This window comes from Pseudomonas sp. St290 (assembly GCF_018325805.1).
GTDB lineage: Bacteria > Pseudomonadota > Gammaproteobacteria > Pseudomonadales > Pseudomonadaceae > Aquipseudomonas > Aquipseudomonas bijieensis.
In genome coordinates, this window is sequence record NZ_AP014703.1 from 3,769,139 (window position 1) to 3,795,032 (window position 25,894).

The 25,894-nt window shown below is 57.7% G+C and carries 27 protein-coding genes; 14 read left to right on the plus strand and 13 right to left on the minus strand.

Translation table 11 applies throughout. The annotated features are described in order from the left end of the window. Nucleotides 1-275 precede the first annotated feature (275 nt). The gene (locus PBDP_RS16410; protein ID WP_163858383.1) at nt 276-806 is read left to right on the plus strand and encodes an AidA/PixA family protein; all 531 of its coding nucleotides are present in this window, start codon (nt 276-278) and stop codon (nt 804-806) included. Between the two features lie 92 nt (nt 807-898). On the opposite strand, the gene PBDP_RS16415 is transcribed toward PBDP_RS16410, so the two are convergent. The 4 genes from PBDP_RS16415 to PBDP_RS16430 are packed head-to-tail and all read right to left on the minus strand — an operon-like array spanning nt 899 to nt 6,025. Beyond that, entirely contained in the window at nt 899-1,120 is a 222-nt protein-coding gene (locus PBDP_RS16415) for a formate dehydrogenase subunit delta (RefSeq protein ID WP_109753008.1), read from the minus strand. Beyond that, nucleotides 1,117-3,993: a formate dehydrogenase subunit alpha gene (gene fdhF, locus PBDP_RS16420; RefSeq protein ID WP_212800955.1), complete on the minus strand. Its 2,877-nt coding sequence runs from the start codon at nt 3,991-3,993 to the stop codon at nt 1,117-1,119. Before fdhF ends, PBDP_RS16415 begins: the two co-directional genes overlap by 4 nt. Next, nucleotides 3,990-5,549 (minus strand): formate dehydrogenase beta subunit, encoded by a 1,560-nt coding sequence (locus tag PBDP_RS16425; RefSeq protein WP_212800956.1) that lies wholly within the window; start codon nt 5,547-5,549, stop codon nt 3,990-3,992. The genes fdhF and PBDP_RS16425 overlap by 4 nt, the downstream gene beginning before the upstream one ends. Further along, entirely contained in the window at nt 5,543-6,025 is a 483-nt protein-coding gene (locus PBDP_RS16430) for a formate dehydrogenase subunit gamma (RefSeq protein WP_212800957.1), read from the minus strand. Before PBDP_RS16430 ends, PBDP_RS16425 begins: the two co-directional genes overlap by 7 nt. A 449-nt stretch (nt 6,026-6,474) precedes the next feature. On the opposite strand from PBDP_RS16430, the gene PBDP_RS16435 reads away from it, so the two are divergent. Both PBDP_RS16435 and PBDP_RS16440 read left to right on the plus strand, forming a co-directional pair. Further along, on the plus strand, nt 6,475-7,959 hold the full coding sequence (locus tag PBDP_RS16435) for a DUF6531 domain-containing protein (RefSeq protein ID WP_212800958.1): 1,485 nt from the start codon (nt 6,475-6,477) through the stop codon (nt 7,957-7,959). A 17-nt stretch (nt 7,960-7,976) separates the two neighbouring features. Continuing rightward, nucleotides 7,977-10,667, plus strand: coding sequence for an RHS repeat domain-containing protein (locus PBDP_RS16440; RefSeq protein WP_212800959.1), 2,691 nt, complete (start codon nt 7,977-7,979; stop codon nt 10,665-10,667). Nucleotides 10,668-11,378: 711 nt separating this feature from the next. On the opposite strand, the gene PBDP_RS16445 is transcribed toward PBDP_RS16440, so the two are convergent. Then, nucleotides 11,379-12,113, minus strand: a complete 735-nt coding sequence (locus tag PBDP_RS16445; RefSeq protein WP_212800960.1) for a helix-turn-helix domain-containing protein — start codon at nt 12,111-12,113, stop codon at nt 11,379-11,381. Nucleotides 12,114-12,226: 113 nt separating this feature from the next. On the opposite strand from PBDP_RS16445, the gene PBDP_RS16450 reads away from it, so the two are divergent. From PBDP_RS16450 to PBDP_RS16465, 4 genes are all read left to right on the plus strand, one after another. After that, nucleotides 12,227-12,844, plus strand: a complete 618-nt coding sequence (locus PBDP_RS16450; RefSeq protein ID WP_233459518.1) for a YebB family permuted papain-like enzyme — start codon at nt 12,227-12,229, stop codon at nt 12,842-12,844. Beyond that, nucleotides 12,841-14,307 (plus strand): FAD-binding oxidoreductase, encoded by a 1,467-nt coding sequence (locus tag PBDP_RS16455; RefSeq protein ID WP_249411790.1) that lies wholly within the window; start codon nt 12,841-12,843, stop codon nt 14,305-14,307. The genes PBDP_RS16450 and PBDP_RS16455 overlap by 4 nt, the downstream gene beginning before the upstream one ends. Nucleotides 14,308-14,461: 154 nt before the next feature. After that, nucleotides 14,462-15,385: a hypothetical protein gene (locus PBDP_RS16460; RefSeq protein WP_212800961.1), complete on the plus strand. Its 924-nt coding sequence runs from the start codon at nt 14,462-14,464 to the stop codon at nt 15,383-15,385. A 35-nt stretch (nt 15,386-15,420) separates the two neighbouring features. Then, a complete protein-coding gene (locus PBDP_RS16465; protein WP_109753018.1) occupies nt 15,421-15,582 on the plus strand; it encodes a DUF2986 domain-containing protein in 162 nt (53 codons plus the stop codon). Nucleotides 15,583-15,599: 17 nt separating this feature from the next. Here the strand turns inward: PBDP_RS16465 and PBDP_RS16470 are convergent, their stop codons facing one another. Beyond that, entirely contained in the window at nt 15,600-16,322 is a 723-nt protein-coding gene (locus PBDP_RS16470; protein ID WP_109753019.1) for a class I SAM-dependent methyltransferase, read from the minus strand. A gap of 293 nt (nt 16,323-16,615) precedes the next feature. Here PBDP_RS16470 and arsH point away from each other — a divergent pair, with 293 nt between their 5' ends. Further along, nucleotides 16,616-17,350: an arsenical resistance protein ArsH gene (gene arsH, locus PBDP_RS16475; protein WP_212800962.1), complete on the plus strand. Its 735-nt coding sequence runs from the start codon at nt 16,616-16,618 to the stop codon at nt 17,348-17,350. 46 nt (nt 17,351-17,396) lie between these two features. Here arsH and PBDP_RS16480 read toward each other — a convergent pair whose 3' ends face one another. The 4 genes from PBDP_RS16480 to PBDP_RS16495 form a co-directional block, all read right to left on the minus strand. Continuing rightward, the gene (locus PBDP_RS16480) at nt 17,397-18,044 is read right to left on the minus strand and encodes a DUF998 domain-containing protein (RefSeq protein ID WP_212800963.1); all 648 of its coding nucleotides are present in this window, start codon (nt 18,042-18,044) and stop codon (nt 17,397-17,399) included. A gap of 77 nt (nt 18,045-18,121) precedes the next feature. Beyond that, nucleotides 18,122-18,388, minus strand: a complete 267-nt coding sequence (locus PBDP_RS16485; protein WP_212800964.1) for a hypothetical protein — start codon at nt 18,386-18,388, stop codon at nt 18,122-18,124. 349 nt (nt 18,389-18,737) lie between these two features. Then, on the minus strand, nt 18,738-18,956 hold the full coding sequence (locus tag PBDP_RS16490) for a hypothetical protein (protein ID WP_109753023.1): 219 nt from the start codon (nt 18,954-18,956) through the stop codon (nt 18,738-18,740). A gap of 42 nt (nt 18,957-18,998) precedes the next feature. Then, entirely contained in the window at nt 18,999-19,403 is a 405-nt protein-coding gene (locus PBDP_RS16495) for a hypothetical protein (protein WP_212800965.1), read from the minus strand. A 245-nt stretch (nt 19,404-19,648) separates the two neighbouring features. Between PBDP_RS16495 and PBDP_RS16500 the strand changes: the two genes are divergently transcribed. The 5 genes from PBDP_RS16500 to PBDP_RS16520 all read left to right on the plus strand — a co-directional run bounded on the left by PBDP_RS16500 (nt 19,649) and on the right by PBDP_RS16520 (nt 22,963). After that, nucleotides 19,649-19,843, plus strand: coding sequence for a hypothetical protein (locus PBDP_RS16500; protein ID WP_109753025.1), 195 nt, complete (start codon nt 19,649-19,651; stop codon nt 19,841-19,843). Continuing rightward, complete coding sequence (locus tag PBDP_RS16505; RefSeq protein ID WP_109753026.1) at nt 19,840-20,166, plus strand: low molecular weight protein tyrosine phosphatase family protein; 327 nt, start codon at nt 19,840-19,842, stop codon at nt 20,164-20,166. Before PBDP_RS16500 ends, PBDP_RS16505 begins: the two co-directional genes overlap by 4 nt. 36 nt (nt 20,167-20,202) lie before the next feature. Beyond that, the gene (locus PBDP_RS16510; RefSeq protein WP_212800966.1) at nt 20,203-20,496 is read left to right on the plus strand and encodes a hypothetical protein; all 294 of its coding nucleotides are present in this window, start codon (nt 20,203-20,205) and stop codon (nt 20,494-20,496) included. Between the two features lie 38 nt (nt 20,497-20,534). After that, nucleotides 20,535-21,101 (plus strand): DUF6630 family protein, encoded by a 567-nt coding sequence (locus tag PBDP_RS16515; protein WP_212800967.1) that lies wholly within the window; start codon nt 20,535-20,537, stop codon nt 21,099-21,101. Nucleotides 21,102-21,196: 95 nt separating this feature from the next. Beyond that, on the plus strand, nt 21,197-22,963 hold the full coding sequence (locus PBDP_RS16520) for a S8/S53 family peptidase (RefSeq protein ID WP_212800968.1): 1,767 nt from the start codon (nt 21,197-21,199) through the stop codon (nt 22,961-22,963). Nucleotides 22,964-22,972: 9 nt separating this feature from the next. Here the strand turns inward: PBDP_RS16520 and PBDP_RS16525 are convergent, their stop codons facing one another. Then, a complete protein-coding gene (locus PBDP_RS16525; RefSeq protein ID WP_025569598.1) occupies nt 22,973-23,509 on the minus strand; it encodes a dihydrofolate reductase family protein in 537 nt (178 codons plus the stop codon). Between the two features lie 65 nt (nt 23,510-23,574). Next, nucleotides 23,575-24,144 (minus strand): carboxymuconolactone decarboxylase family protein, encoded by a 570-nt coding sequence (locus PBDP_RS16530; RefSeq protein ID WP_025569596.1) that lies wholly within the window; start codon nt 24,142-24,144, stop codon nt 23,575-23,577. 73 nt (nt 24,145-24,217) lie between these two features. Here PBDP_RS16530 and PBDP_RS16535 point away from each other — a divergent pair, with 73 nt between their 5' ends. After that, nucleotides 24,218-24,559, plus strand: a complete 342-nt coding sequence (locus PBDP_RS16535) for a winged helix-turn-helix transcriptional regulator (protein WP_162893835.1) — start codon at nt 24,218-24,220, stop codon at nt 24,557-24,559. 61 nt (nt 24,560-24,620) lie between these two features. Here PBDP_RS16535 and PBDP_RS16540 read toward each other — a convergent pair whose 3' ends face one another. Next, nucleotides 24,621-25,871 (minus strand): MFS transporter, encoded by a 1,251-nt coding sequence (locus tag PBDP_RS16540; protein ID WP_025569592.1) that lies wholly within the window; start codon nt 25,869-25,871, stop codon nt 24,621-24,623. Nucleotides 25,872-25,894 lie beyond the last annotated feature (23 nt).

The following is a 25,894-nucleotide window of genomic DNA, read 5'->3' on the forward strand; positions in this document are numbered from 1 at the left end:
ATGCACAGGTTATTGATGACACTCGTTGTGCGCCTTCACCTACTCAAGCTGCCGGAAAAACACCCGTCATCCGCTAAGAGATTACCAAGTCCCGAGCTTAATCAAAGCTATACTTCAGCCCCGCCTCGCTGCGCTTGACCAGCGTCAAGAGTTCGAAATTTGACTCCACAAAGCCATCACCTATCGTTGCTCTCGAGACCGCACCCAGGGACCGGGTGGCCCGGACGCCTTTGTAGGCGCGGTCTTCAATGTCATTACCCTCAAGGAGCAACAAAATGTCTGGAGCGACCCAAACCATTGATGTGCTCGTCAACGTTGACGCCGACTACCTGCTCGCCCACCCCAATGACGTAGGCGGTGCGATTGCCATGCTGGTGACCCGCAGCGCCATCGACAGCCACGCCAACATCAGCAGCGGCGAAGGCGAAGGCGGTAACGAGTTGTGGTTCGATGTAAACCCCGGCGACATCATTCGCTGGCGCGCCACCACGCTGTCGCGCAATTTCGACCGCATCGCATTGATCAAAGACATCGAGATCGGCGACCCTCACCAGGGCGGTGATTACAAGGGCACCATTTCCAAACCGACACCGTTCAACATCCCCGGCATCCCTGTGCCCTATCTGGACAACGGTGCCCCCGGCGGTATCGCCAAAACCGATGTGACCTATACCTTCTGGCAGTCCACTGCGCTGAGCCCAGGAAAGCTCTGGTACCAAATCTACTTCGTTCTACTGGACCGTAACCTGAACCAGATTGGCCCGACCAACACTTGGGACCCCTATGTCACCGTCAATAACCAATAACTGAAACGCACGCAGCCCCGGCCGATTCCCTTCGTCGTTGACGAGAGCGCCGGTCGGGGCTGTGCAGGTTCTACAGGACTTTGCTCCTACGACTAAGCCGCTTTTTCAAACTCCATTAATGCCGCCAACACCAACGGGTGCAGGACCGCGTCGGGATGTTTCGTTTGCCAGGCCATCAACTCGCGACACATGGCCGGCGTCCAGAAGCTCTTGATGTGCTGGTACACGCCACGCACCGCCACTGCCTTGTCCGGCTCGCTGGCGAAGTACTGGCCGATCTGGTTGGCCATCTTGATCAGGCTTTCAGAACTCATCGACGCACCTCGGCTTTCTCGGCATGGCGGCGTTCCTTCAGCAGGCGCCCCTGTTCATCACTGAACGCCTGGTAGCGTTTCTGCCATTCCGAAGGTTGGCTGACCCGCACGATTTCGACCGCCGTCACCTTGTATTCCGGGCAGTTGGTGGCCCAGTCGGAGTTGTCGGTGGTAATCACGTTGGCGCCCGATTCAGGGAAGTGGAACGTGGTGTAGACCACACCCGGCGCCACTCGCTCGGTCACCTTCGCCCGCAGTACGGTCTGCCCGGCACGACTGCCGATACCGACCCAGTCGCCATCGACAATCCCACGGTTCTCGGCGTCGGTTGGGTGAATCTCCAACCGGTCTTCCTCGTGCCAGGCCACGTTGTCGGTGCGCCGGGTCTGGGCGCCGACGTTGTACTGGCTGAGGATGCGGCCGGTGGTCAGCAGCAGCGGATAGCGGTTGTTGACCTTCTCCTCGGTGGGCACGTAGCCAGTGAGCATGAAGCGACCCTTGCCGCGCACGAACTGCTCGATGTGCATGGTCGGCGTACCGTCCGGCGCAGCATCGTTGCAAGGCCATTGCAGGCTGCCATGACGCTCCAGTTCGGCGTAGCTGACGCGGCTGAACGTCGGCGTCAGGCGGGCGATTTCATCCATGATTTGCGAAGGATGGTTGTAGTGCATCTTGTAGCCCAGGGCGTCGGCCAGGGCGATGGTGGCTTCCCAGTCGGCCTTGCCGGCCAACGGGTCCATCACCTTGCGAACGCGGGAGATGCGGCGTTCGGCGTTGGTAAAGGTGCCGTCCTTCTCAAGGAAGGAACTGCCCGGCAGGAACACGTGGGCGAACTTGGCCGTCTCGTTGAGGAAGATGTCCTGCACCACCACGCACTCCATGGCGCTCAGGGCGGCAGTCACGTGTTGGGTATTGGGATCGCTCTGGGCAATGTCCTCGCCTTGGCAATAAAGCGCCTTGAAAGTGCCGTCCAGGGCCGCCTCGAACATGTTCGGAATGCGCAGGCCCGGATCAGGTTGCAAGGTCACGTTCCACGCCTGTTCGAACTGGGCGCGCACCGTTTCGTTGGAAATATGCCGATAGCCCGGCAGCTCGTGAGGGAACGAGCCCATGTCGCAGGAACCCTGGACGTTGTTCTGTCCACGCAGCGGGTTCACCCCGACACCTTCGCGACCGATGTTGCCGGTCGCCATGGCCAGGTTGGCGATGCCCATGACAGAGGTACTGCCTTGGCTGTGCTCGGTGACGCCGAGGCCGTAGTAAATGGCCGCGTTGCCGCCGGTGGCGTAGAGCCGTGCGGCGGCGCGGATCTGCTCGGCAGGCACACCACACACCGGGCCCAGGACCTCGGGGGAGTTTTCCGCCAGGCTGACGAAATCACGCCAGCGAGCGAAGTCCGCCGCCTCGCATCGCGCCTCGACAAAAGGCTGGTCTATCAAGCCTTCGGTGGCAATCACATGGGCCAGCGCGTTGAGCATCGCCACGTTGGTACCCGGGCGCAGTTGCAAGTGCAGGTCGGCGCGGGCATGGGGTGAATCCACCAGGTCAATCCGGCGCGGGTCGATGACAATCAAACGAGCGCCCTGGCGCAAGCGGCGCTTGAGCTGGGAGCCGAACACCGGGTGCGCGTCAGTGGGGTTGGCGCCCATCACCAGGATGACGTCGGCCTTCATCACCGAGTCGAAATTCTGGGTCCCGGCGGACTCGCCCAAGGTCTGCTTGAGACCGTAACCGGTGGGCGAATGGCAGACACGGGCGCAGGTGTCGACGTTGTTGTTACCGAACGCGGTGCGCACCAGTTTCTGCACCAGGTAGGTTTCTTCGTTGGTGCAGCGGCTGGAGGTGATGCCGCCGATGGAGTCACGCCCGTACTTGAGCTGGATCCGGCGCAATTCGCTGGCGGCGTAAGTGACCGCCTCGTCCCAGCTGACTTCCTGCCACGGGTCGTTGATGTGCTTGCGGATCATCGGCTTGGTGATGCGGTCTGGATGCGTGGCGTAGCCCCAGGCAAAGCGGCCCTTGACGCAGGAGTGGCCATGGTTGGCCTGGCCATTTTTGTCCGGGACCATGCGCACCAGTTGTTCGCCTTTCATCTCGGCACGGAACGAACAGCCCACGCCGCAGTAGGCACACGTGGTGATGACACTGCGCTCCGGCTGGCCGATCTCCACGACGCTCTTGTCGATCAAAGTCGCCGTCGGACACGCCTGCACGCAGGCACCGCAAGACACGCATTCGGAATCGAGGAAATTGTCACCGCCGGCCGCCTCCACCCGGGAATCGAAACCGCGCCCGCTGATGGTCAGGGCGAAGGTGCCCTGAATTTCCTCACAGGCGCGCACACAGCGGCTGCACACGATGCACTTGCTCGGGTCGTAGTCGAAATACGGGTTGGAAACGTCCTTGGCCTCGGCCAGGTGGTTGGCACCTTCATAGCCGTAGCGCACCTCGCGCAGGCCCACCTGCCCCGCCACGGTCTGCAATTCGCAGTTGCCGTTCGCTGGACATGTCAGGCAGTCCAGCGGGTGGTCGGAAATGTACAGCTCCATCACGTTGCGCCGCAGCGTGGCGAGCTTGGAGGTTTGCGTGCGAACCACCATGCCTTCGGTGACCGGCGTGGTGCAGGAAGCGGGATAGCCGCGCATGCCATCGATCTCCACCAGGCACATGCGGCAGGAGCCGAAGGCTTCCAGGCTGTCGGTGGCGCAGAGCTTGGGAATGGTGGTGCCGAGCATGGCGGCGGCACGCATGACCGAGGTGCCGGAGGCGACGCTGATTTCGCGCCCGTCGATGGTCAGGCTGACCTGCACGTCGCTTTCACGTGCCGGGGTGCCCAGGTCGATATCGGTGCTGGGGTCGAAGATGTTGATCATTGGTCGGCCTCCGTGGTCGCCAGACCGAAGTCGGCGGGGAAATGCTTGAGGGCGCTGGCGACAGGGTAGGACGTCATCCCACCGAGGGCACAGAGCGAACCGTATTGCAGGGTGTCACACAGATCCTGCAGCAGCAGGGCCTGTTCCTGACGAGCACCCACTTCCGTGCTGGCGATCAAGCGATCCACCACTTCCACCCCACGGGTGGAGCCGATCCGGCATGGCGTGCACTTGCCGCAGGATTCCTCGGCGCAGAACTGCAAGGCAAACCGGGCCATCTGGGCCATGTCCAGGCTGTCGTCGGCCACCACCACGCCACCATGGCCGAGCATCGCGCCCATGGCGGCGAACGCCTCATAGTCCAGCGGCGTATCGAATTGCGCAGGCGGCACCCAGGCGCCCAGCGGCCCACCCACCTGTGCAGCCTTCAGCGGGCGACCGCTGGCGGTACCGCCGCCATAGCCTTCCACCAATTCGCGCAGGCTCAGGCCGAAGGCACGTTCCACCAGGCCGCCGTGACGGACGTTACCGGCCAGTTGGAACGGCATCGTGCCCAGGGAACGGCCCATGCCGAAGTCGCGATAGAACTGCGCACCCTTCTCCAGGATGATCGGCACCGAGGCCAGGGTCACCACGTTATGCACCAGCGTCGGCAGCCGGAACAGGCCTTGAATGGCAGGCAGTGGCGGTTTGGCGCGAACCGTGCCGCGCTTGCCCTCCAGGGACTCCAGCAGCGCCGTTTCCTCGCCACAGATATAGGCACCCGCCCCCACACGAACCTCAATGTCGAAGGCGCAGCCGCTGCCGCTCACGTTCGCCCCCAGGTAACCGGCGTCACGGGCAATGCCCAGCGCTTCGTTCAGCGTGCTGATGGCGGCCGGGTATTCCGAGCGCACGTAGATGTAGCCCATCGTCGCACCTACGGCGACACCGGCGATGATCATGCCTTCGATCAGCAGGAAGGGGTCGCCTTCCATCAACATGCGGTCGGCGAACGTACCGGAGTCGCCTTCATCGGCGTTACACACCACATACTTCTGTACCCCCGCGGCATCGCGCACGGTGCGCCACTTGATGCCCGCCGGGAATGCCGCCCCGCCCCGACCGCGCAGGCCGGAATCCAGCACGCTGGCGACGACATCCGCGCCATCCATCTGGATGGACCGGGCCAGGCCGAGGAAGCCGCCTCGGGCACGGTAGTCATCCAGGGACAGCGGTTGCGTGATGCCGGCGCGAGCGAACAGCAGGCGCTGCTGGCTCTTGAGATAAGGAATGTCCTCCACCGGCCCCAGGGCCAGCGGATGGCTGCCGGGATCGCCTGCCAGCGCATCCAGCAGGCTCGGCACATCGGCCGGTGTGACGGGACCAAAACCCAGCCGGACACCGGCACTTTCAAGCTCCACCAGCGGTTCCAGCCAATAAAGGCCACGGGAACTGGTGCGCAACACCTCCAGCGGCAGCTGCCGACGTTCAGCCTCACGGGCCAACGCATCGGCCACCTTGTCCGCGCCCACGGCACGGGCCACCGAATCGCGGGGGATACAGAGCGTCAGCATGCGCCCTCCTCCATGCAGTCATTGACCAACTGACGCAGACGCTCGGGCGTGATCCGGGCATGCAACTCCCCGTCCAGCTCCAGGGCCGGTGAGCAGACGCAGGCGCCCAGGCAATAGACCGGCCGCAGGCTGATGCTTCCGTCGGCGCTGGTGCCGTGATCGTCCAGCGCCAATTGCTCGCGCAACTGCGCAGCCAGGGCTTCGGCCCCCATGCTCTTGCAGGACTCGGCCCGGCACAGGCGCAGGGTATGGCGCGCCGGCGGCGTGGGGCGGAAATCGTGGTAGAAACTGATGACCCCGCGCACTTCGGCCAGGCTGAGGTTCAGGGCGTGGGCGATCTCCGGGACGGCATTGTCGGGGATATATCCGCAGCCGGCCTGGATGGCATGGAGAATCGGCAGCAAGGCACCGGGGGTGTCCTTTTCGCGCGCAAGCACGCTATGGATCAAAGGCAGGTGAAGCGTCTCATCAGGCATAAACGTACCTCGGCATCTCGAACGCCACCGCTGCATAGCGGCAGCCGTCCGGAGTCTTGGCTGCGGCGTCCGGCCCACGTCACGGTAGCGTGGCACATCCGATCGCCATTCTCGCTCTCCGGCCAGGTGTCTTTGGCGCACCTGGTCCGGGGCATCCTCACAGCTTGCCACTCCCGGGGGTTGGCGATTGCACATGGACGACGAAACGTGTTCTGAAAGCGACTAGGCGTAAAAAGTTGTTCTGTGTCCGCGGGAGGTCAAATACACAAGTGATTGTAGGCGACGCACAGCGATCGGTGGCTATTGGCCGTTTCCCTGACTGCCAGCGTGGCGAGTGCTTTGCTGGATCACAACATAAGGTTACAACACTATATATATGTATCGTTTTACAGCGATCAATCTCACCATCATTCAGGAGGACAACAACCTGACACCAGAAGGAATCCTGAATGCTACGCAAGCAGCTTTTAACGTACTCATTACTGCTCTTATCACTTACAGCAAACTTCCATACCTTGGCAGAAGAATACTATTGGACGATTCAGCAAATCCCGGAACACCTCCAAGAGCGACAGCCCTCACCCGAATTGGCTTGTAGATGGTTACATGAAGAGTATGAAGAAATCTGGAATTACACACCTGCGGTAGCCACGGAGGACGATCACATCTGGCATTGCCACATGATATATGGCAAGGATCCGTTAAACGACTCTTATGGCGCTGTAGCCATTCTCCGCAGCGGCAACACATGTAGCGAAAACCAACAATTCAATAAGACCTCAGGTCAATGCGAGGCTCAAGGCGTCGACAGTGGCTGCCCCTTGAGCCTAGCGGGAAACCCAATAAATTTCGCAACAGGTTACAAAATACAAACAGAAAACGATTACTCAACTGTGTATTCACACCCAAGCGCAAATCCACTCGATTTTTCAAGATTCTACAGAAGCGTTGATGGAGTATGGCGGCACAGTTATTCATCCAGGCTCAGCCTCGAAGAAAACTTGATCACGCTTATTAACCCTGATGGAAGTCGATCCTTTTTTGAAAAAAAGGGAACGTCTTATGAGGCTAGGCCACCCGAAACAGGAACGCTCGTCTATCAGTCGGACCGTTGGAGCTATCATGCCCCCAATAATCGCTCACTTGAATTTGATAGTAACGGAAGGTTAATTGCGCTTATTAAATCAGGTAGCGAGCTGAGCATTGCCTATATAGACAACATTGCGACCGTCACTGATGGTTTCGGCAAGACCTTAAAATTTACCGAGGACACGTTAAAACAGCCTCTTATCGTTACTGCGGGAGACGTAAGCATTAGCTATACCTACAACAATTACAAACAGCTAACCTCTATGACCAAAACCTATCCGTCCCATACGGAGAATAAACAATACCTCTACGAAGACCCGAAAGATAGCAGACTGCTGACCGGCATTATTGATGAGCGCGGGGTACGTTATGCCACATGGACTTATGATGCTCAAGGGCGCGCCATTACGAGTGAACACGCGACGGGTATAGAAAAAATCTCTGTCGGCTACAACCCTGACGGGTCATCGACGGTACGCAACGCACTGGGTAAAGAAACACGATATCAATTCGAATTGATTCAAGGTGTCAAACGCATAAAATCTATTGCGGGTCTTCCATCGGCCAACTGTCCCGATAGCAACTCAACTTTCACCTACGACGCCCACGGTCTGCTGACAACAAAAACAGACAACAATGGCAATATAACCAAATATCTCTACAACGACCGAGGCCTGGAAACCTCTCGCACGGAAGCGAGCGGCACTTCTCAAGCAAGAACGATCACCACCGAATGGCACCCGACGCTGTATTCCCCAGTGCGCATCAACGAAGCGGATCGCTCCATTCAATACACCTACGACACTCAAGGGCGCCAGCTCAGTAAAACAATCATTTCACGTTAATTCAGAAGGATCTGAATATGAATACATTGACATGCAAGGTTGCTCTGTTCGCTCTCGCTTTGGGCGGAACCATTACCACCCTTCCTCTTTGTCAAGCTGCCGAACGTGGCTGGTCATTCACCTACAATACCCAGGGGCTGCTGGAGTCATCAGATGGGCCCCGAACAGATGTCAGCGACATTACCCGCTACGCTTACAATGCCAAAGGACATCTGGCGCGCATTATCAACGCGCTCGGGCACACCACCACATTTTCCAACTTTGACGCCGCCGGCAACCCTAAGACAGTTGTCGATTCCAATGGTGTTACTACAAACCTGACCTATGCACCACAAGGCTGGGTGAGGTCGCTGAGTACCGCTACCGGCACTGTTCGCCTTGAACACAATGCCGTGGGCGACATCACCAAGATCATTCGCGCAGACAATAGCTGGTCGACTTACACCTGGGACGACGCAAGGCGGCTCATTCGAGTGACCAATAACGCAGGGGAACAGATCGAATTTGACCTCGACCCGATGGGGAACCGGACTGCGGTACGGATCAAGGACAAGGCCGGTCATCTGACCAGACAACATCAATGGGTGTATGACGAACTGGGGCGCTTGCTGCGTTCAGTGGGTGCTGCCGGCCACACAAGCCGGACACAGTACGACCTCAACGATAATCCGATCGCGCTGACCAATCCCCGCAATCACAGCCATCAACGGGCCTTTGACTCACTGAACCGATGGGTGACGAATACTGACCCGCTTAATGGCATCACTCAACTTGAGTACGACGTTCAAGATAACCTCACGCAAGTCCGCGACCCACGTGGTGTAACCACTCAATATCAATACGACGGCCTGGGAAACCTGACGCGGGTGAACAGCCCTGACAGCGGCGCCACTCACTACCAGCACGATGCCGCAGGCAACGTGACGCAACAGGTGGACGCGCGTGGTGTGGTCACGACTTTTACCTACGATGCGCTCAATCGCCTGACCGCCCGCCGCTATCCGACGAACCCGACACTGGACGTTCAGTTCCACTACGATTCGATTGCCGCCGGTAACAAAGGCATCGGCCGACTGACAGCCGTGGAGGACGTCAACGGGGAGCTGAATTACACCTACGACGCCCAAGGCAACGTTACAGCCCAGCGGCAAACAGCGCCCGCAAACACAGCCACTCAGCCAGAACAAATCGGCTATGGATACGACGTAGCCAATCGATTGAGCAGGATCGATTATCCAACAGGTTTCAGCATCGTCTACTCGCGCAACACCACAGGACAAATCAGCCAAGTACAAATTCGGCAGGGCACGGGGCAGCCGACCGCGTTCGCCAGCAACATCACGTATCAACCTTTCGGTCCGCTTAAAAACCTGACCTGGGCCAACGGGACTACGCTTCAACGTACCTACGATCTGGACTACCGGCTGACCGCTCAAACCGTTGCAGGCCAGAGCAACGCCTATACCTACGACGGCCAGGGAAACATGACTCAAATGCAACGCGACTCAGTCGACAACCATGGCTACAGCTATGACCCGCTGGATCGCCTGATAGGAGAATCCACTGCTTTCAACCGGATGACTTACGTTTATGATCCCGCGGGTAACCGCACCCAAAAAGCGCTCAGCACGTTGATTGACGGCGAGTTGCGTGTCACCGCTGGCACGTCTTATCAGTATGGGGCGAGCAACAATCGGTTGACGCAGGCAGGCACCCACTCGGTAGACTTCGACGCGGCAGGCAACCTGACCGCAGACCGCGCCAATCGTCAGTTTTCCTACGACGAGCAGAATCGCCTGAGCAAAGTGAAAATCAAGGGTGCTATCAAGGCTCGGTTCCGCTACAACGCTTTCGGCCAACGAACCAAAAAAATCACCTCTCAAGGCACTACAACATTTATCTATGGGTTGAGTGGCGAACTTCTTGGCGAGCACGTATTCGATAACCAAGGCAAGAAGCTGAGCAGTCAGTTTTATATCTGGCTCGAAGGGGTGCCCTTGGGCGGGATCAGTGTGAGCTACGGTGCAACGGGCGCGCCAGCAAACAGCGCCGCGTTCTACCTCCATAGCGACCACCTCAACACACCGCGGATCGCAACGAACGCGGCACGAACAAAGATATGGGAGTGGGTTTCCGATGCATTTGGTACAAAGGAAGCCAGCGGACAACTGGAAATCAACCTGCGCTTTCCCGGTCAGTACTACGATGTCGAGACTGGACTCCACTATAACTATTTTCGTGATTACGACCCGAAAACTGGACGCTACATGCAGAGCGATCCGATTGGTTTGGCGGGTGGGCTTAACACCTACAGTTATGTAAATGGCAACCCGCTGAAATACGTTGACCCGTTAGGTTTGGAATCTATTTTTGAGTGGTCCGCAAAAGCTGAAACCGAAGCGCAAAATAGTAAATTGCCTGGCATGCACAATGGGCCTCAAGATGCATATAGACATTGTGTTGCATCCTGCATGATTGCCTCATCGAACTGGGGAGAAACGGTAAGTCAGCTAGCAGGCTGGGCAAATGAAATATCAAATTTCGGACAAAATCCCAGCGAAAGAGCCATGGATGACTTCAACAACCAAGCGGGCATATGCGCAGCCAAGGGCAACAACTCTCCTGAAAACTGCCCCCAAAACTGCATGATATTTCTTAACAATGGAATCTTAAGGACAGAGGCAAGCTCTGAAGGTGCATACTATTAATACCATTCTTAAACTCTCGAAAACATCAGCAGCACTGATTGCTCTGGTAACTGTGGTTTTTGCTACCATTGGACTCAGATACCAAGAACCCGTGAACATTGAACGGGCTTGCGCGGACTCTCCACCCCTGCTAATAAACAACTTCAATAGCTGCAGCTTTGTTGATCAGACTTTGAACCTCCTTGAAACGGAAGGCTACAAGCCTGTAATTCTAGAAAACTCAGAAAAAAACAGTGGTCTTCTGCGAAAAAAATTCTCTTTAAAAATATTTGAAGTACCCAACTACAAAATAGATAACAGCACCGGCCCTGCGCAATTCAGCTTTATAAATGGACGATTATTTGCCATCTCCTACTTTCCGAAAGCATCAGACGCCATATTCGAAAGGCATCCAGCAAGTAAATCCGAGGCACTGACTGTAAAACACCTGACCAACCACCAAGGATTGAAATACATATCATGGTCAAACAATTACCTTGAAACCTATATAACTTGGTGGATATCGAGGTTCTCATAAAGGCTAGCATGTGAGTTACTAAACGTTACGGCTTGCCCCAAGCCGTAACGTTTCTTTAGAGGTATTTTAGCGCCCGGTTTCAACGCAGCAGCAGTTCTTACCAGTCCATGGATCGCCAAGAAAAAAGGACTCCCGCCTCGTCACAAAAGCAACACATCCTGACCAGAATACCCACGCCGAAATGACCTATCGATCTACCCTCGCTTAAGCTTCCTGAACACCTGCGGCTCCCAAACGCGCATCGCCAGCAACAGCGCAGTCCCACGTTTTTCGGACAGCGGCGCGGTCAACGATTCGTTATGAAGCGCCGCCAGTTTGCTGCGCAACTTGTGGATGTCGACTTGCAACTGGGCGTAAGCGGGCGGGGTCAGCATGCCATGGGCAAAGTGCAGGGTTTCATCGGGGACGTCGAATCGGCTCGCCATGAAATCCGGTAAACCCTGTCGCAGGAAGAACCCTCGGATAGGGCCGTCCGGCAGCCAATCGAAATCCCGCGCGACCAGCAACCTGATGCGATTTCCCGGCTTCAGGTCCGCCAGGCCCATCCGCTCCAACACCAACAAATGCTTGATGCACTCGGCTTTTGACACGCAGTAGGCAGACACCATGTCTTCCAGTGACCAGTGATTCAGCGCACACACCGCCACCAGCAATAACTTTTCGTTTGAGACCAGTTGCGCTTCCTGCTCACGCGTCAGCATCTGCAGGCGTGGGGCCGACCGCTCTGCCTCTTGAAGCAATTCCGCCATCGTCAGGCCCAGCAACTCACAGAGTTGGGCCAGGCGTTCGAGCGTCAGGCGACCGCTGGCGAGCAAACGCTTAACGCTGGGCTCCGACAGGTCGAGCGCTTGGGCAACGTCCCGATAGGTCATGCCGGCGGCCTTGAGGCGTTGCTTCAGGGTGGAGATGAGTTGAGTAATCTGGGTCATAAGTATTGATATCCGATACCGTTGGTATCAGCTTAGCGAAATACGCACGAACAAGTTGCGAATTACGCAACCACCTCCCCATGCTTGAAGCTCAACAGAGCCGAGAGGTCAGCATGTTCAGCAAAAATGCAGCGCACGTTTCTCCAACATCAGGCGGACCATCCATGGTCGATCTGCAGATTGGCGATATGGTGTTCATCCGGGTCACCGCGCGGCCCTTCCTGGAAGTCGCCAATGCGACGAACTCATGGACGAACCATGTGGGTGTGGTGGTCGACAACCATGGTGGTGAGCCGTTGATTGCAGAAAGCACGTTTCCGCTTTCGCGCACCACCTCGCTCACCCGGTTTATCAAGCGCTCCGAGCATGGACGCTGCACAGTGGCGAGGCTCACGCGGCCACTCACCGACACGCAACGCAAGGCGCTTCAGAACGCCGCCGATCATCGGCTGGGTACGTTCTATGACACCGGCTTCAACATAAGCTCGCGGCGCCAGTTCTGCTCTCGTTTCGTGCGTGAGGTGATCGATGAAGCGACGAACCTCCAGCTCGGTGAGGTGGAGACGTTCGCGACCTTACTGCAAGATAATGCCGATCCGAACCTGGCCTTCTGGCGGCTGTGGTATTTCGGCCGAATTCCTTGGCGACGTCGTACCGTCACGCCGGCCAGCCTGCTTCAAAGCCCGGACGTGCGTGTCATTTTCGATTCACAACTGAGTGACACCGCATGACCAACGATGCACAGGTGTTTGACCCTTCAAGATCGTCGCCCTGTCTCACCCGGCGCAGCCTGCTTCAGGCAGGCATGACCGGGGTTGCCTTCGGCGTGCTGTCGCCTTGGTCGTCCTGGGCAGCCTCTTCGGGCGTCCTGGTCAACGATGTGACACGACTCAACCCGGTCTGGGTGAATCGCCTGCTGGCTCCGCGCACCACCGATGAGATCCGACAGGCGTTGGCCCTGTGGGCAGGCCCGGTGAGCATCGGGGGTGGTCGCTACAGCATGGGTGGACAGATTGCCACCGAAGACAGCCTGCACCTCGATATGCGTCAGTTCAATCAAGTCATCCACTACTCACCTGAGCAAAAGGTCATACGCGTACAGTCAGGAATGCGCTGGCGCGACCTTCAAACCGTCATCGACCCAGACGATCTTTCGGTAAAGATCATGCAGAGCTACGCCAACTTCACCGTCGGCGGGGCGCTGTCAGTCAACGCTCATGGGCGTTACGTCAGTGCCGGCCCGATGAGCAACTCGGTATGCGCCGTGCAACTGGTGCTCGCCGACGGTTCAGTCGTGGAAGCCTCTCGCACCACAAATACCGACCTGTTTCACGCAACCATCGGTGGCTATGGCGCGATGGGCGTCATCACAGAAATCGAATTGGAGCTGGCATCCAACGTCACGATGGAACGCCAGGTACACCACATGCCGGTTGCCGATTACCCTAAATTTTTCAATGAGCAGATCCGCGGAAACGATCAGGCAATCCTGCACAACGCCGATCTGGCGCCGCCCAACTTTGACCAGGCCACCGCCATCACCTGGTACGCCACGGAAAAAGCGCTGACCGTCGAAGATCGGCTGGTTGCACCGGGGCAATCGTACACATTCGATCAAACCATCATGTGGGGCGTGGCCAGACTCCCCGGCGGCCCGTTGCTTCGCAAGGATGTGGTCGATCCATTACGCTACCTCAGCCACCCGGTGGTACGCCGTAATTACGAGGCCAGCCGGGACGTCGCCTCCCTCGGACCGATCGCTACCCGCAATAGCACCTACGCGTTGCAGGAATATTTTGTACCGGTGGCCCACCTCAACGCGTTTGTCATGCAAATGGCCGATCTACTCAAGGTGCATGACGTCGATGCCATCAACATTTCCATCCGGCACGCGCCACCCACCCCTGACTCGTGCCTGTCCTGGGCACGGGAGGAAGTCTTTTCATTCGTACTTTATTACTGGCAACACGTTGGCGTGGCCGACCGCGAGAAGGTCGGCGTATGGACACGCGAACTGATCGATATTGCCCTGGCGTTTGGGGGCACCTACTACCTGCCCTATCAGTTGCATGCAACGCGACAACAGTTCTCGCGGGCCTATCCCGGGGCGCAACGGTTGTTCGCACTCAAGGCGCGGTTCGATCCGCAGAAACGATTCCGGAACAAGCTTTGGGATAAGTATTACGTGGGATAGCGTGGCCGGAGGACGGGGGCCAGGTCCACGGATCTCTCCCGCGACAGACCTCGGCTGCCGCCTCGCCACAAGAAGCAAAATCATCACTATGCTACCCACAGAGCGATGAGTCAGGTAACGACCATCCTATGCGTAATATCAAGGAGATTGGGTGATGCAGGAAGCAACCACGGGACTCGAAAAGCAGATTGAGATCGCTACAAAGCTTCTCTCTCTGTCAGCAAAAATAGGATTACTGATCGGCGGCACGTGCATCGTCAGTTACCTATTGAGCAACGGCCATTACCCACAAGGCGTCTCGATTGGAGACAGCTTGTTATTTCTGGTCGCGGCATTTTGCTTTGGGCTGGTGTGTGTTTATTTTTCAGTTTCCGTAACGGCGGCCGGGGTGCTGCTTTCCCCATTTTTCATTCCCGTGCTTAGAGGTTTCGCCTGGCTACATGGAAAAGTCACCGATAAAAAAAACATACTGGAATTCAAGCGACCGAAAATTACGTTCTTCTCGGTGTTTTTTGGAATATGCGGCGCAGTGACCATTTATTTCCTTACCCGCAGAAGCCCCTTGGAACACATCCCGCTTATCCTTCTGCCCGTTTTTCAGTACATCGTTTACTCAGCCTATCTGGAGCAGAACAAGAAAATAAAAGCAGCGCTTGAAGTCACCGGTCCAGAGCATCCTGAGCACAAGCCCCATGCTGAAATGAAACCCTTGAAGAAAACCAGGGCGATGATTGTCTGTGTCATCCTGCTGACGCCCCTGCTCATGGGAGGCGTGACCTCGGACTTGCTGCAAGCGGCCATGCGCTTCGCGCAAATACGCATAGAGAGGGCCACGATTCTGGTGAAACCACCTTATGCCAACCTGTTGCCAGCCCCTAAGGATTCCCCGCTGGAAAATTACAAACGCTTTGAAAATGCGACGGTGATTTTCCGAGGTGTGGGCAACTCGACGCTCATTGAAATGCGCACCGAGGAAACGGCGATCCGGCTGGAGATTCCGAATGACTCGATCATCATCGAGCGCCGGGTGAAGCCCGTTGCCAACATCAGGAAAAATCCTGAGAAAACGGAAAGCTGATACCATCCAAACATTGACACGCTGAGCAGAACGACATGAATCGCCGCAAGAAAATAAACCAGTTATTGAAGGCTAACGCCAAAAAGGCCAGTGCCAAGCTGGCGCCCAAAAGCAAGAATCAGTACATCAGTAAAGCCGACCGACTGAAGCTGGCGGCTGAAGCCAGCGACGCGCCCATCACGCCCCCGGAAAGCTGATCCACGTCGCTTAAGTTCTATCCTAAGGCCGTTTTGCACGTTAACCAGGCGCTCCAGAAAAGACTGCTGAAGAACCGGGTAGCACTGCCGAACCCTGCATCATTCAACAGCTTTTGAACCGCAGCTTCGGAATGGGGAGGGTCGGCACCTTGAAGAATTTTTCCAAGCTTGACCGTCACTTCCTCCGGGCTGGCGCCATGCTGTCGCCACCGTTGCCCCCAGGCCGCGAGGAGTAACGGCTGGCTGGCATAAGCATATTGGTTTGCGGCGACAATCAGCGGCGCGCCCGGCTTCAGATGTACCTGGATGGACCGTAATATTTTCAACTTGGCTTCATCCCCATCGAGATGATGGAGTACACCGACCAAGGTAGCAGCATCGTACGGCCCGTTTGTTACCAGGTCTTCGACATGCCCAAGATGCATGGCGGTTCTTTCAAGCAAGTTGTTTGCGGCTAACTGCTGCTTCGCGGCCTCCAGCATAGGCTCGGACGGATCGACGGCTGTGAAGTGCCACTCCGGTTCAAGCTTGGCCATTGCAATGATCTCCTGCGCCGTACCGCCAGCGCCCACCACCAGTATTTTCGCCGAGCCCACATTCCCAAGGGTCGCCGCCAGCATGCATGCGGCCAGGTCCTGGCAGGCGTCGTATCCAGCGAGCGCAATGCGGCTCTGCCGGGCGTACTCATTGGCCCGTGAAGTATCAAATTTTTCCGCTGAATTAAGCGAGGATGATTTCAAAGCGCAGTTCTCCGTGTTCTGAAATCAAGCTACGCCTCGCTTGGGAATAATAAAAATTCATTAATTTTATGCACGGCATTCCCACAAGGAATATCCGTTTCCATCGGCAGAATTTTGCGCAGTCAGCCAATTGCAGCTTGCGATAAACATATGGAAATACGAATATGCTTTTTTCCATATGTTGATAGCTGTCGGCGCGGCGGTTTACTCGTCACGCCCCCGAAGGAATGACTGCAACCCCACTCATCCTGGCAGGATCCGCACAGGTTCTGCACCGGATTGGAGATTTTCTGATGACCGAGTTTTCCAGCGAAACCCCGCATGACTTCCCGAATCTTGACCTGTCACTCTTCGACGTACCGACACCGGAAAAACTCGCAAAGTGCGCAGAACCAGAACATAAACCGCGCATACTTTTACTCTACGGATCAACCCGCGAGCGCTCCTTCAGTCAGTTGCTGACTCGAGAAGCGGCACGCCTGTTGGAGCTCATGGGCGCCGAAACCGCAATCTTCGATCCCTCCGGGCTGCCGCTGCCGGACGATGCGCCCGTCGATAACCCCAAGGTGCAGGAACTGCGCGACCTGGTGATGTGGTCGGAAGGCCAGGTGTGGTGCTCGCCAGAACGCCATGGTTCGATGTCGGCGGTGTTCAAGGCACAGATCGACTGGATCCCGCTCGCACTGGGCGCGGTGCGTCCCTCACAAGGCAAGACGTTGGCGGTGATGCAAGTGTGCGGCGGCTCGCAATCCTTCAACACGGTGAACCAACTTCGCGTGTTGGGTCGCTGGATGCGCATGGTCACGATCCCCAACCAATCCTCCGTCCCCAAAGCCTTCCTTGAGTTCGACGAAGCCGGGCGCATGAAGCCATCGTCCTATTACGACCGGGTTGTCGATGTCATGGAGGAACTGATGAAGTTCACCTTGCTGGTGCGTGGCCGAGAAACCTATTTGGTAGACCGCTACTCCGAGCGCAAGGAAAGCGCCGAAGCGCTCTCCAAGCGAGTTAACCAGAGGTCTATCTAGGTGCTGCGGTAGATATAGGGGAAGTTCTTCGGTGTGATGTAGGGCGTTAGCGGATGTACGCGGCCTTCATATCGGCCTCACCCTTTAGGGCAACGACAGCCAATGACGCAATCCAGACCACCGAAACACCATAATTGAGCCGCTGGTACAAGCCAAACAGATGACCGTCAGCCAATGCGGTCGCCATCAGCGTAACCGTCACGATGGCCAGGATGACGCAGATCGCCGAGAACATGGCGAACCCGGACGACGACAGCAGCGGCTTGCCGAGGCGCATCCACAACGCACTCGCCAGGGTAAGCGAGATGAACATCACCAGTCCCGCCAGGTTGTGGCTCTGTTGCGAGACCGACGGCTGAACCGGCGCGCAGCCTTGGTCGCAGGAAAAATAGCCGGCCGCGAAGCTTGCCAACCCATGGACGAAGATCAGGGCTGCGCCAAGCAAGGCCATCCGCGATGCCTTGAACCGTCTCGCCACGCCGACTGCGAAAAGCACGAACATCACACCTAGCGGAAAGTTGTTCACCCAGCCAGAGAAGCCGTGGGTTGGCGCTCCAACGGCGCCCAGTTGGCTCATGGCTTGATCCAGATGGTTGTAGCCTGGGTAGGCCCGCGCAGTCAGTGCGACACCTAAAAGCAGCCAGAATGGAATCAAGATTCCGAAGCCTAGCAAAGCACGGTCAATGGTTTTCATGTTGTGACACTCCCTGTCGTTGTGATGTCCGCGCCTGGGTGATGCGAATCTGGCACCCATCCAGCAGAACACTGTCGTTAACTTCCTTGGACCAGACTATCCCTGACAAAGCCGATGCCACAATGCTCGCAGTAAAAACCCGACACTAGCTGTTGCAGCGGCGGCGGCTTCAACATTTCAGGTTTACACTCATCAATAGCCAGTTGATCCGTACGCCGATAGCCTGCTTTTTCTTCGCCGTTGAAGCGTTTCTTCGGGCTTGCTGCGCCGATCAGCAGCTCTTTCCGCCGAACGTGTTGAGCGTTTCCACAGCATGGGCACAGTTCAGGTTCAATGGGCTGCAAGGTAATGTCCTATCAACAAAGCGGTGGTTTTTGAAGGGCAGAAGCATCCGTAGCGCAGGAGCTACTCAGAGAGTCGGCTCAGTCATAATAAGCCGTATGCGCTGCCATTCACTCCAGCAGTCCTCCGCAACGATATCTCGCAAGCCTACTAGGTCACTCTCCATCTGCAATGCAACGTCAAAAGGAACGGCGATACAAGTAGCCCCATCACGTATGGCAAGCACTTCCGCCTCAGAGAGTGGCGAACCTTTTCTTGTTTCGGCATCGGTGAGCAGCAATACAAGTGCGGGGATAAATACAGCGCAAAGCTGATCGGTCGTGGGTATTTGCCTCGTCGAGACGCCAGGGTTTACTTGATCTCAAATAGCCTCGAAATCACAGCCCGCGCCTTCTTTCCATCAGCTTCGTGAAGCCCGGACAGATAGGACTGGTCGTCTAGTTTGTGCAGTTGAAAATAGTTGTAGAACGCTTGGCCGAATCGTTGCTGATCAAACGCTCCCTGACCCCAGAGGCTGAGAAAATCGTTGTAGGTGGCATACTCGATTTCCAGTTTCGGATTCCTGTCCATCTCTACTCGTCTCATTTATTCAATCAGGCATGGTGCCAATGCTTACCTGACAAGTGTCGGCAAACCTCTCCCAATGCTGTGCAGAATCCGCTCTATCTCCGGCCGAGTATATTTCTCCCAAGGGCACACATCCGCCGAATCACCTCTGTGCCGGTACTCTCCGACGTCAAATGCTAGGTATATCGAAAATGCCGGCTCTGGCATCGGCGCCTGCATGGATACATCCACGATAGCGACGAACAACGCATTCATGACCTCATCGCAAAATTCAAAGTCTTGAGTATTTGAAGTGAAGCTCTCGGCCACCGCAATCGCGACCTGATTCAAGAGACTGCAGACATCGACCTGCAGACGCTCACAGATGGCGTGCACGTTGATGTTCAAGCCTTCTTCGATGGCTTCCAGCATCACGGCATGAAGATCTGCATCGCTCAGGTCTTTGGTCATAGATTCAAGCACCGGTTAATCGACTCAATCAGGAACGGAACGTGATCACAGACTCAATCCTTTGATATCTAAAAAACCGGATTCTACACAGGATACGAGGCATGTCGTCGGTGATTGCCGTTGACCATAAGCGAGCGCGACCAATATCAGGAACAACAATCTAGCCACGGCCCCGATTCATGCTTATCCTATCCACAACTCGTATTACCGCGGCTGCTGAACCCGGTACTCACGAGGAAATGACCATGGAAAGAACTCGCGCCTGGAGACGTACCCAGGCCCGTAAACACGGCAATGACAAACCGGCTCGGCGGCTGGAATTCAAGCCGGAAAAAAACTGGAAGCTGATGTACACCCGTGCCGACAAGCTCGCCAGGGCACGTCAGCTTGGCATGAGCTATCCCATCCGCACGACTCGCCAACTGTTGGATCAAGCATGACAAACCTCCTGTTCGTCTGCAGTCGTAACCAGTGGCGCAGCCCCACCGCGGAAGCGATCTGGCACCGCCGTCCGGGTTTCAACGCCCGCTCGGCGGGCATCAGCCCGAACGCACGCAAGACCATCGGCCCGGCGGATATTCGCTGGGCCGATATCATTTTTGTCATGGAACGCAAACACCTGAATCGCCTGCAAGCCGAGTACGCCCGCCTGCTTCAATACAAACCGATCCACACCCTGGATATTCCCGACGACTTTCGCTACATGGATCCTGAGTTGGTGGACATGCTCGAAAGCGCAGTGACGCCCTATCTCACTGCCTGACGCCAGTGGTCAATCAACAACCTGAACCGAAACACCATGGATGAACGCCAAGCAACCCTCAAGAACATGATCCGAGCCAAGGTGACGAGTAGCGAATCCGACGAGATCACCTATCGATCAGAGTGGCTCGGTTACCTGCCTTTCCCGGTTTTTCACTGGGTTGAGTACCAAGGTGAAAGCTTTTCCAGCGACTTCCCGTTCGATTGGACCCTTGAGGATTTGCTGATCCTTGAGCGGATAGGGTTCTTGGAAGAGCTTGAAGCTTACGAAAACCCGGAAGACAGTTTTGATCGGGACATCACGTATCGCGTTCACGTTGAGCGCGTATAACGCTTGGCTGGAAAGAATGGACGACTTAAGGAAAGGAAATGGGCATTCTTGATCGCTTGTTCGGCGGCCGCTTCACTCTGCCGCCACCGGAGGAAACGGCTGTCAGCGACGCGGCGATCATGCGGGAGTTGCATCCTTATCGCGCCGAACTCAAGGCGTTTGTTCAAGCCCTATTGGCCCGCATGCCAGAAGACGAGCGAGCCAGGCTGGTCAGGCGTGTACTGCGCATTTACGGCTCGGGCCAGGAGCCGGCCACCGCGCTGGTGGACGGTGTGTTGGATGCAGACCGGGGCCAGAAGCTCGAACACTTGGCTTTGCTAGGCGTCGATTGGAACGGCTTTGATGGTTTCGAATATCTGGCGCCCTATCTGGTCAGCGCCAGCGGGGTGAAAGAAATTTACCCCTACCGCCATGAGGGCACGCTGTCGATGTCGGAGACGCTGGCCAATCTCGACCAATGGCTGGCGGCGTTCGACAAACGCTATCTGCACCTGGACTCCGGTGGCGACGAATATATCGGGTTTATCGCTGAGGCAGACCAGGTCGACACCATGATCGAACTCGCACGGCAAGCAGGTCTTGAAGCACGCCTCGAGAGCTTCTGAACCAGGGGAGTCATCGCTGAGTATCGTATCCCGCTGAACGAAGCGAGCAACGTAACAGTCGGAGCAACAGGACCCTCGGCAAAGAAACCTGGCTCATGCCCCTACGACCCATTGCCCTCGTTACGTTGTTTACCTTGGCTGCCGGCACAGCGGCCGCCGCGCCGGAACCGCTGCGCCTGGAAAACCTGAAACGTTGCGGCGACCTGCTGGAAAGCCAGCACCAGGACTGGTGCCTGACCGTACGCGGGCTGGGAGACGGAACGCCGCAATTGAACCTGGGCGCCAAGACGATACCCGCAGATGCGGTCCAGCGTGAAGGGGAAAACCTGCGCTTGCGCCTGGACGGCGCCAATTACCAGAGCGGCCCACTCTGGCTGCAGGACGGCCCGCGCGCCAGCAATGCCGCCTGGCTGACCCTGCGCAACAGTCACGTGCTGGCTGCCGGGCCGGACGAAGTGGCGAAGAACATGGACGGCCTGACCACTTACGTCGACCTGGTCAGCGTGCTGATCGAGGAAGACCGTGATGGCCACCAGGAAGCCGAGCGCCTGGCCCGCAAGTACGGCGCAACGGTGGTCGGCAGCATCGCGCCGCTGAACCTGTACCAGCTTCGCTTGCCAGCCAAGGACCTGGTGCAGCGCGACGCCCTGGTGCTGCGCCTGGGCAGCGAGACCAGCGTGGATGCTGTGGTGATCGAGGAGTCCTCGGCCGAAGAAACCGAGCAGGCCGCAACTCATCCAGAAGAACCGAAGAAACCGGCCCTGGACTCCGACGAATGGGCCGCAAATCGCTTTCTCGACGCGGTGAACTATTACCAACGCCGTATCCCCGGGCGACAACCACCCATCCAACCGCAACCGGTGCGCATCGGCCTGATCGAGCGCGATGTGGATTTCGACACGACGGATTTCGCAGACAACGTCGGCGCCTGCTCGCCCCCGCGCACCTGTGTCTACGCGCGCGACGCGGACAAGCCGGACAACCACGGCACGACCGTCGCCGGCATCCTCGCCGCACGTTGGGACGACAGCGGCAACACCGGTTTCCTCCGCGGCCTGGACAAGGCCAGTGGTGGCTTCGAGGTCATCGTCGAACGCAATTCCGATGCCGGGATCACCGCCAATATCGCCGCCTCGGTCAACCTCGTGGAAGACGGCGTGCGCGTGCTGAACTGGAGCTGGGGCATCCACCGCGTCGGCGCCAAAGACATCAAGGGCGATGACGTCGACTCGCTGCTGCGCTCGGGCATCGCCATGGGTGGTTACGAGGAGCTACTGGAGGAGTTTTTCCTCTGGCTGCGCAAGGAACATCCTGACGTGATCGTGGTGAACTCCGCCGGCAATGGATCTTCGTTCTCGGGCAGCGATGAATACCGCCTGCCCTCCTCCTTCATCACCGAACAATTGCTGGTGGTCGGCGGGCACCAGCGCAGCGAGCGCACCGACGTCGGCGTCGACGACCCGGCCTATGCGGTCAAACGCAGCTCCTCGAACATCGACATGCGCGTCGACATCACCGCCGCCGCTTGCGCCCACGCCTCGACGACCAGCGCCGACCAGGACAGCGCAGTGCATTGCGGCACCTCCTACGCCACCCCCATGGTCGCGGGCCTGCTGGCGGCGATGCTGTCCATCAACCCGCAACTGCAACCCGAACAACTGCGCATGTTGCTACGCCGCAGCGCCATGACCATCGGCGACAACCACGACTTCGAACAGATGGACGCCGAAGACCTCACCGCGCCCATCCTGCCGTCGGAGCGTCGCTACCAGCTAAACGACAAAGACGTCGGCCGCTCGGCACGGTTGGATATGCAAAAGGCCCTGGACCTGGCGGTGCAAAGCCGCGACCGTGTACGCTGAGTCGGCGGGTCATGGGACCAATCGGTAGGTGGACTGCACCAGCCCCGAAGGAAAGCTGCGGCTGGATACGAGTTGCAAATCCACATCCCGCCCAAGCCCCCCGAACAACGGCCGCCCCGAGCCGATCAACACGGGAACGGTGGTGATCACCATATCGGTGACCAAGCCATCGCGCAGGAACGACTGCACCACCTGTCCGCCATCCACATAGACGCGCTGCACGCCTTGGCTTGCCAGCTCCGTCATCAAATCCTTGGGTGCCAGGCTGGAGAAACGCAGCTTGCCCCTCAACACCTCGGGCACTGGCGAATCGGCTAACTGCTCAGACACCACCACCACGGGCCGGTCGTAGAACCAGGTGTCGAAGGTCCGTACCTTCTCATAGCTCCCACGCCCCATCACGATGACGTCCTTGTCGGCGATGAAGTCTGAATAGCCGTGGTCTTCGGATGGATCGTCGCGCTGTAGAAGCCAGTCGATGTCGCCGTCGGGCCGGGCGATGAAGCCATCCAGGCTGGTGGCGATGAAAACGTGGGCGGTGGGCAATTGGGACTCCTTGTTGAAAGCGCGTATATCGGTTGGACCCGAGAGAGACTTCGACCAGAACCCATCTAATGTTCGGCTGGCCTCCCTTTCCGATATTCACTGAAGTTCGCAGCATTTTGCTCCAGCGGCAATAAAAGGCCATTCGCAATGTAGGAGACCGTACGGTAAAAGCCCGCGAGCATTAGAATTTCCAGGATCTGATCGTCGTCGAAATGCTTTCTGAGGGCCAAGAACTCTTCATCGCTCAACGCTGCTCGGTCATGAAGCGCATCGATCGCGATCAGCAGAGCGGCCTCTTCCTCGCGCCACAGCCCTGGGCGAAGGGGATATTCCAATGTGCCGGCGACCTCTTCTCTGGTAAGCCCGGCGGCCTGTGCGAAGGCCATCACATGCACCCCCCATTCGTATTCACACTCCGTGCGAGCACAAACCCTATTGATGACGAGTTCTCTCTGGCGAAGCTTCAGCAGAGAGCCATCGAGCAGCGAACCTCCCTTGAATTTTCGCCACGCGCGATCACTGCATGCAACGGTCGAGAATAGAACGAGAGGCGGTACCCCTACTCCCATTATCTTGTCGAAATCCGCCCTGACTTCGTCTGGGTAGGGTTCATTGAGTGCTTTGATTCGTGACATCGCGTATCCTCCGCTATCAAATATGTAGCAAGGATAATCGCTACTGAATATGTAGCAAGCAAGGTCAATAACGATGAATGATAACCACGGCTGCGCTTCATCAATACTCAAGGGACGCCGGCCAATCATGGCGCTCCTGGACTTACTCGGACAAAAATGGGCGCTAAGGGTCCTTTGGGAACTGCGTGATGGCGCCATGAGTTCCAGGGCTTTAAGAAGTGCGGCGGGAGACATCTCTCCCACCGTGTTGCAAAGCAGAATTAATGAGCTGCGCGACGCGGGCATTGTCGAGAGAGTCGACAGCGGCTACAGCCTCACACCACTTGGCTTGGAGCTATCGGAGGCATTCATGCCTCTCTACCGGTTTGCGGGCAAATGGGCAGACTGCCTGGAGCGGGAACTCGATTCATTTTGAACAACCCGGTCGTTGCATCAATGAGGTCCTGGCCTCCGGCAAGTGAACGCGACTGCCCCATTCAAAGGTGCAGCGCCGGCCTGGCCTGGGCACTGCCACGGATAGAAGGGACTCGCACACGCAACGCAATCAGCAACGCGGCCAGCAGCATCAGCACGGCCGCCGCTACGAATACGCCTGCGCTGCCACCGAGGCTGAACATCGCACCGCCAGCGGCGGCGCCTGTTGCGATGGCCGACTGCACAGACGCCACCACCATGCCCCCGGCGCTTTCCGCCTGATCGGGTATTGCGCTGGCGACCCAGTTCGACCACGCCACTGGCACACCACCAAAGGCCAGACCCCAGATCGCCAGCAGTACCGCCTGCCCCGGCACCGAGGCCGGCAACAGCACCAACGCCAGCGCTGCAACGCCCACCAGCGCGGGCATCAACACCAGCGTGGCCAGTGGACGACGCTCAAGCAGCCACCCGGCCAACAACGTGCCGACGAAGTTCGCCACACCGAAACCCAGCAGCATCAGCGACAGCCCTTGCGGGCCGATGCCGGTAGTGCCCTCGAGGAATGGCCGAACATAGGTGAACATCGCGAAGTGGCCGCTGTGCACCAGCACACAACCGAACATACCCATGGCGATACCCGGGCGCTGCAACACCTCGAGTACAGTGCGCAGGCGTGCCGGTGTGCGCGGCGCAAGGCGTGGCAGCGTGAACGACTGGAAAGCCAGGGTCACCACACCTACCGCCGCCGCGGCAAAGAACGCGCTGCGCCAGCCATATAGCCCGCCCAGGTAACTGCCCAGCGGGACCGCAACCACCGTACCGACGGCAATGCCGCTGAAAATGATCGAGAGCGCTCGGGGCAACAAAGCCCCCGGTACCAAGCGCATCGCCACCGCTGCCGCCATGCTCCAGAACCCGCCAAGGGCAATACCCAGCAAGATACGCATCACCAGTAGCACCGCGAGACTGGAGGAAACGGCGACCAAAAGATTGGATACGATCATCAACGTGGAAAAACCCAGCAGTACCCAGCGACGGTCGATACCGCGGGTCAGGCCTGGCACCAGCAGGCCGGCGAACAGAGCCACCACCGCTGTCACGGTTACCGCCTGGCCAGCCAGCGCTTCGGACACACCCAGATCGGTAGCCATCGGCGTCAACAGGCTGGCCGGAAGGTACTCAGCGGTCAGCAATCCGAACACCCCCATAGCCAACGAGAACACTGCCATCCACGCGGGGGTTGCAGGTTCCACATCCCGCCCGACGCCGGGACGGCTGTCGGATACGGCATTACAAACACAGTCAGTCATTGCACGGATCTCCCGATCTTAAT

What these genes read in the sequence shown, in the direction of transcription:
- PBDP_RS16490 (WP_109753023.1), bottom strand. Translation starts at nt 18,956, where the DNA reads ATGGACAGGAATCCGAAACTGGAAATCGAGTATGCCACCTACAACGAT.
- PBDP_RS16445 (WP_212800960.1), bottom strand. Translation starts at nt 12,113, where the DNA reads ATGACCCAGATTACTCAACTCATCTCCACCCTGAAGCAACGCCTCAAG.
- PBDP_RS16505 (WP_109753026.1), top strand. Translation starts at nt 19,840, where the DNA reads ATGACAAACCTCCTGTTCGTCTGCAGTCGTAACCAGTGGCGCAGCCCC.
- PBDP_RS16455 (WP_249411790.1), top strand. Translation starts at nt 12,841, where the DNA reads ATGACCAACGATGCACAGGTGTTTGACCCTTCAAGATCGTCGCCCTGT.
- PBDP_RS16510 (WP_212800966.1), top strand. Translation starts at nt 20,203, where the DNA reads ATGGATGAACGCCAAGCAACCCTCAAGAACATGATCCGAGCCAAGGTG.
- fdhF (WP_212800955.1), bottom strand. Translation starts at nt 3,993, where the DNA reads ATGATCAACATCTTCGACCCCAGCACCGATATCGACCTGGGCACCCCG.
- PBDP_RS16495 (WP_212800965.1), bottom strand. Translation starts at nt 19,403, where the DNA reads ATGACCAAAGACCTGAGCGATGCAGATCTTCATGCCGTGATGCTGGAA.
- PBDP_RS16410 (WP_163858383.1), top strand. Translation starts at nt 276, where the DNA reads ATGTCTGGAGCGACCCAAACCATTGATGTGCTCGTCAACGTTGACGCC.
- PBDP_RS16500 (WP_109753025.1), top strand. Translation starts at nt 19,649, where the DNA reads ATGGAAAGAACTCGCGCCTGGAGACGTACCCAGGCCCGTAAACACGGC.
- PBDP_RS16465 (WP_109753018.1), top strand. Translation starts at nt 15,421, where the DNA reads ATGAATCGCCGCAAGAAAATAAACCAGTTATTGAAGGCTAACGCCAAA.
- PBDP_RS16530 (WP_025569596.1), bottom strand. Translation starts at nt 24,144, where the DNA reads ATGTCACGAATCAAAGCACTCAATGAACCCTACCCAGACGAAGTCAGG.
- PBDP_RS16440 (WP_212800959.1), top strand. Translation starts at nt 7,977, where the DNA reads ATGAATACATTGACATGCAAGGTTGCTCTGTTCGCTCTCGCTTTGGGC.
- PBDP_RS16480 (WP_212800963.1), bottom strand. Translation starts at nt 18,044, where the DNA reads ATGAAAACCATTGACCGTGCTTTGCTAGGCTTCGGAATCTTGATTCCA.
- PBDP_RS16430 (WP_212800957.1), bottom strand. Translation starts at nt 6,025, where the DNA reads ATGCCTGATGAGACGCTTCACCTGCCTTTGATCCATAGCGTGCTTGCG.
- PBDP_RS16460 (WP_212800961.1), top strand. Translation starts at nt 14,462, where the DNA reads ATGCAGGAAGCAACCACGGGACTCGAAAAGCAGATTGAGATCGCTACA.
- arsH (WP_212800962.1), top strand. Translation starts at nt 16,616, where the DNA reads ATGACCGAGTTTTCCAGCGAAACCCCGCATGACTTCCCGAATCTTGAC.
- PBDP_RS16515 (WP_212800967.1), top strand. Translation starts at nt 20,535, where the DNA reads ATGGGCATTCTTGATCGCTTGTTCGGCGGCCGCTTCACTCTGCCGCCA.
- PBDP_RS16415 (WP_109753008.1), bottom strand. Translation starts at nt 1,120, where the DNA reads ATGAGTTCTGAAAGCCTGATCAAGATGGCCAACCAGATCGGCCAGTAC.
- PBDP_RS16520 (WP_212800968.1), top strand. Translation starts at nt 21,197, where the DNA reads ATGCCCCTACGACCCATTGCCCTCGTTACGTTGTTTACCTTGGCTGCC.
- PBDP_RS16435 (WP_212800958.1), top strand. Translation starts at nt 6,475, where the DNA reads ATGCTACGCAAGCAGCTTTTAACGTACTCATTACTGCTCTTATCACTT.
- PBDP_RS16450 (WP_233459518.1), top strand. Translation starts at nt 12,227, where the DNA reads ATGTTCAGCAAAAATGCAGCGCACGTTTCTCCAACATCAGGCGGACCA.
- PBDP_RS16540 (WP_025569592.1), bottom strand. Translation starts at nt 25,871, where the DNA reads ATGACTGACTGTGTTTGTAATGCCGTATCCGACAGCCGTCCCGGCGTC.
- PBDP_RS16535 (WP_162893835.1), top strand. Translation starts at nt 24,218, where the DNA reads ATGAATGATAACCACGGCTGCGCTTCATCAATACTCAAGGGACGCCGG.
- PBDP_RS16425 (WP_212800956.1), bottom strand. Translation starts at nt 5,549, where the DNA reads ATGCTGACGCTCTGTATCCCCCGCGATTCGGTGGCCCGTGCCGTGGGC.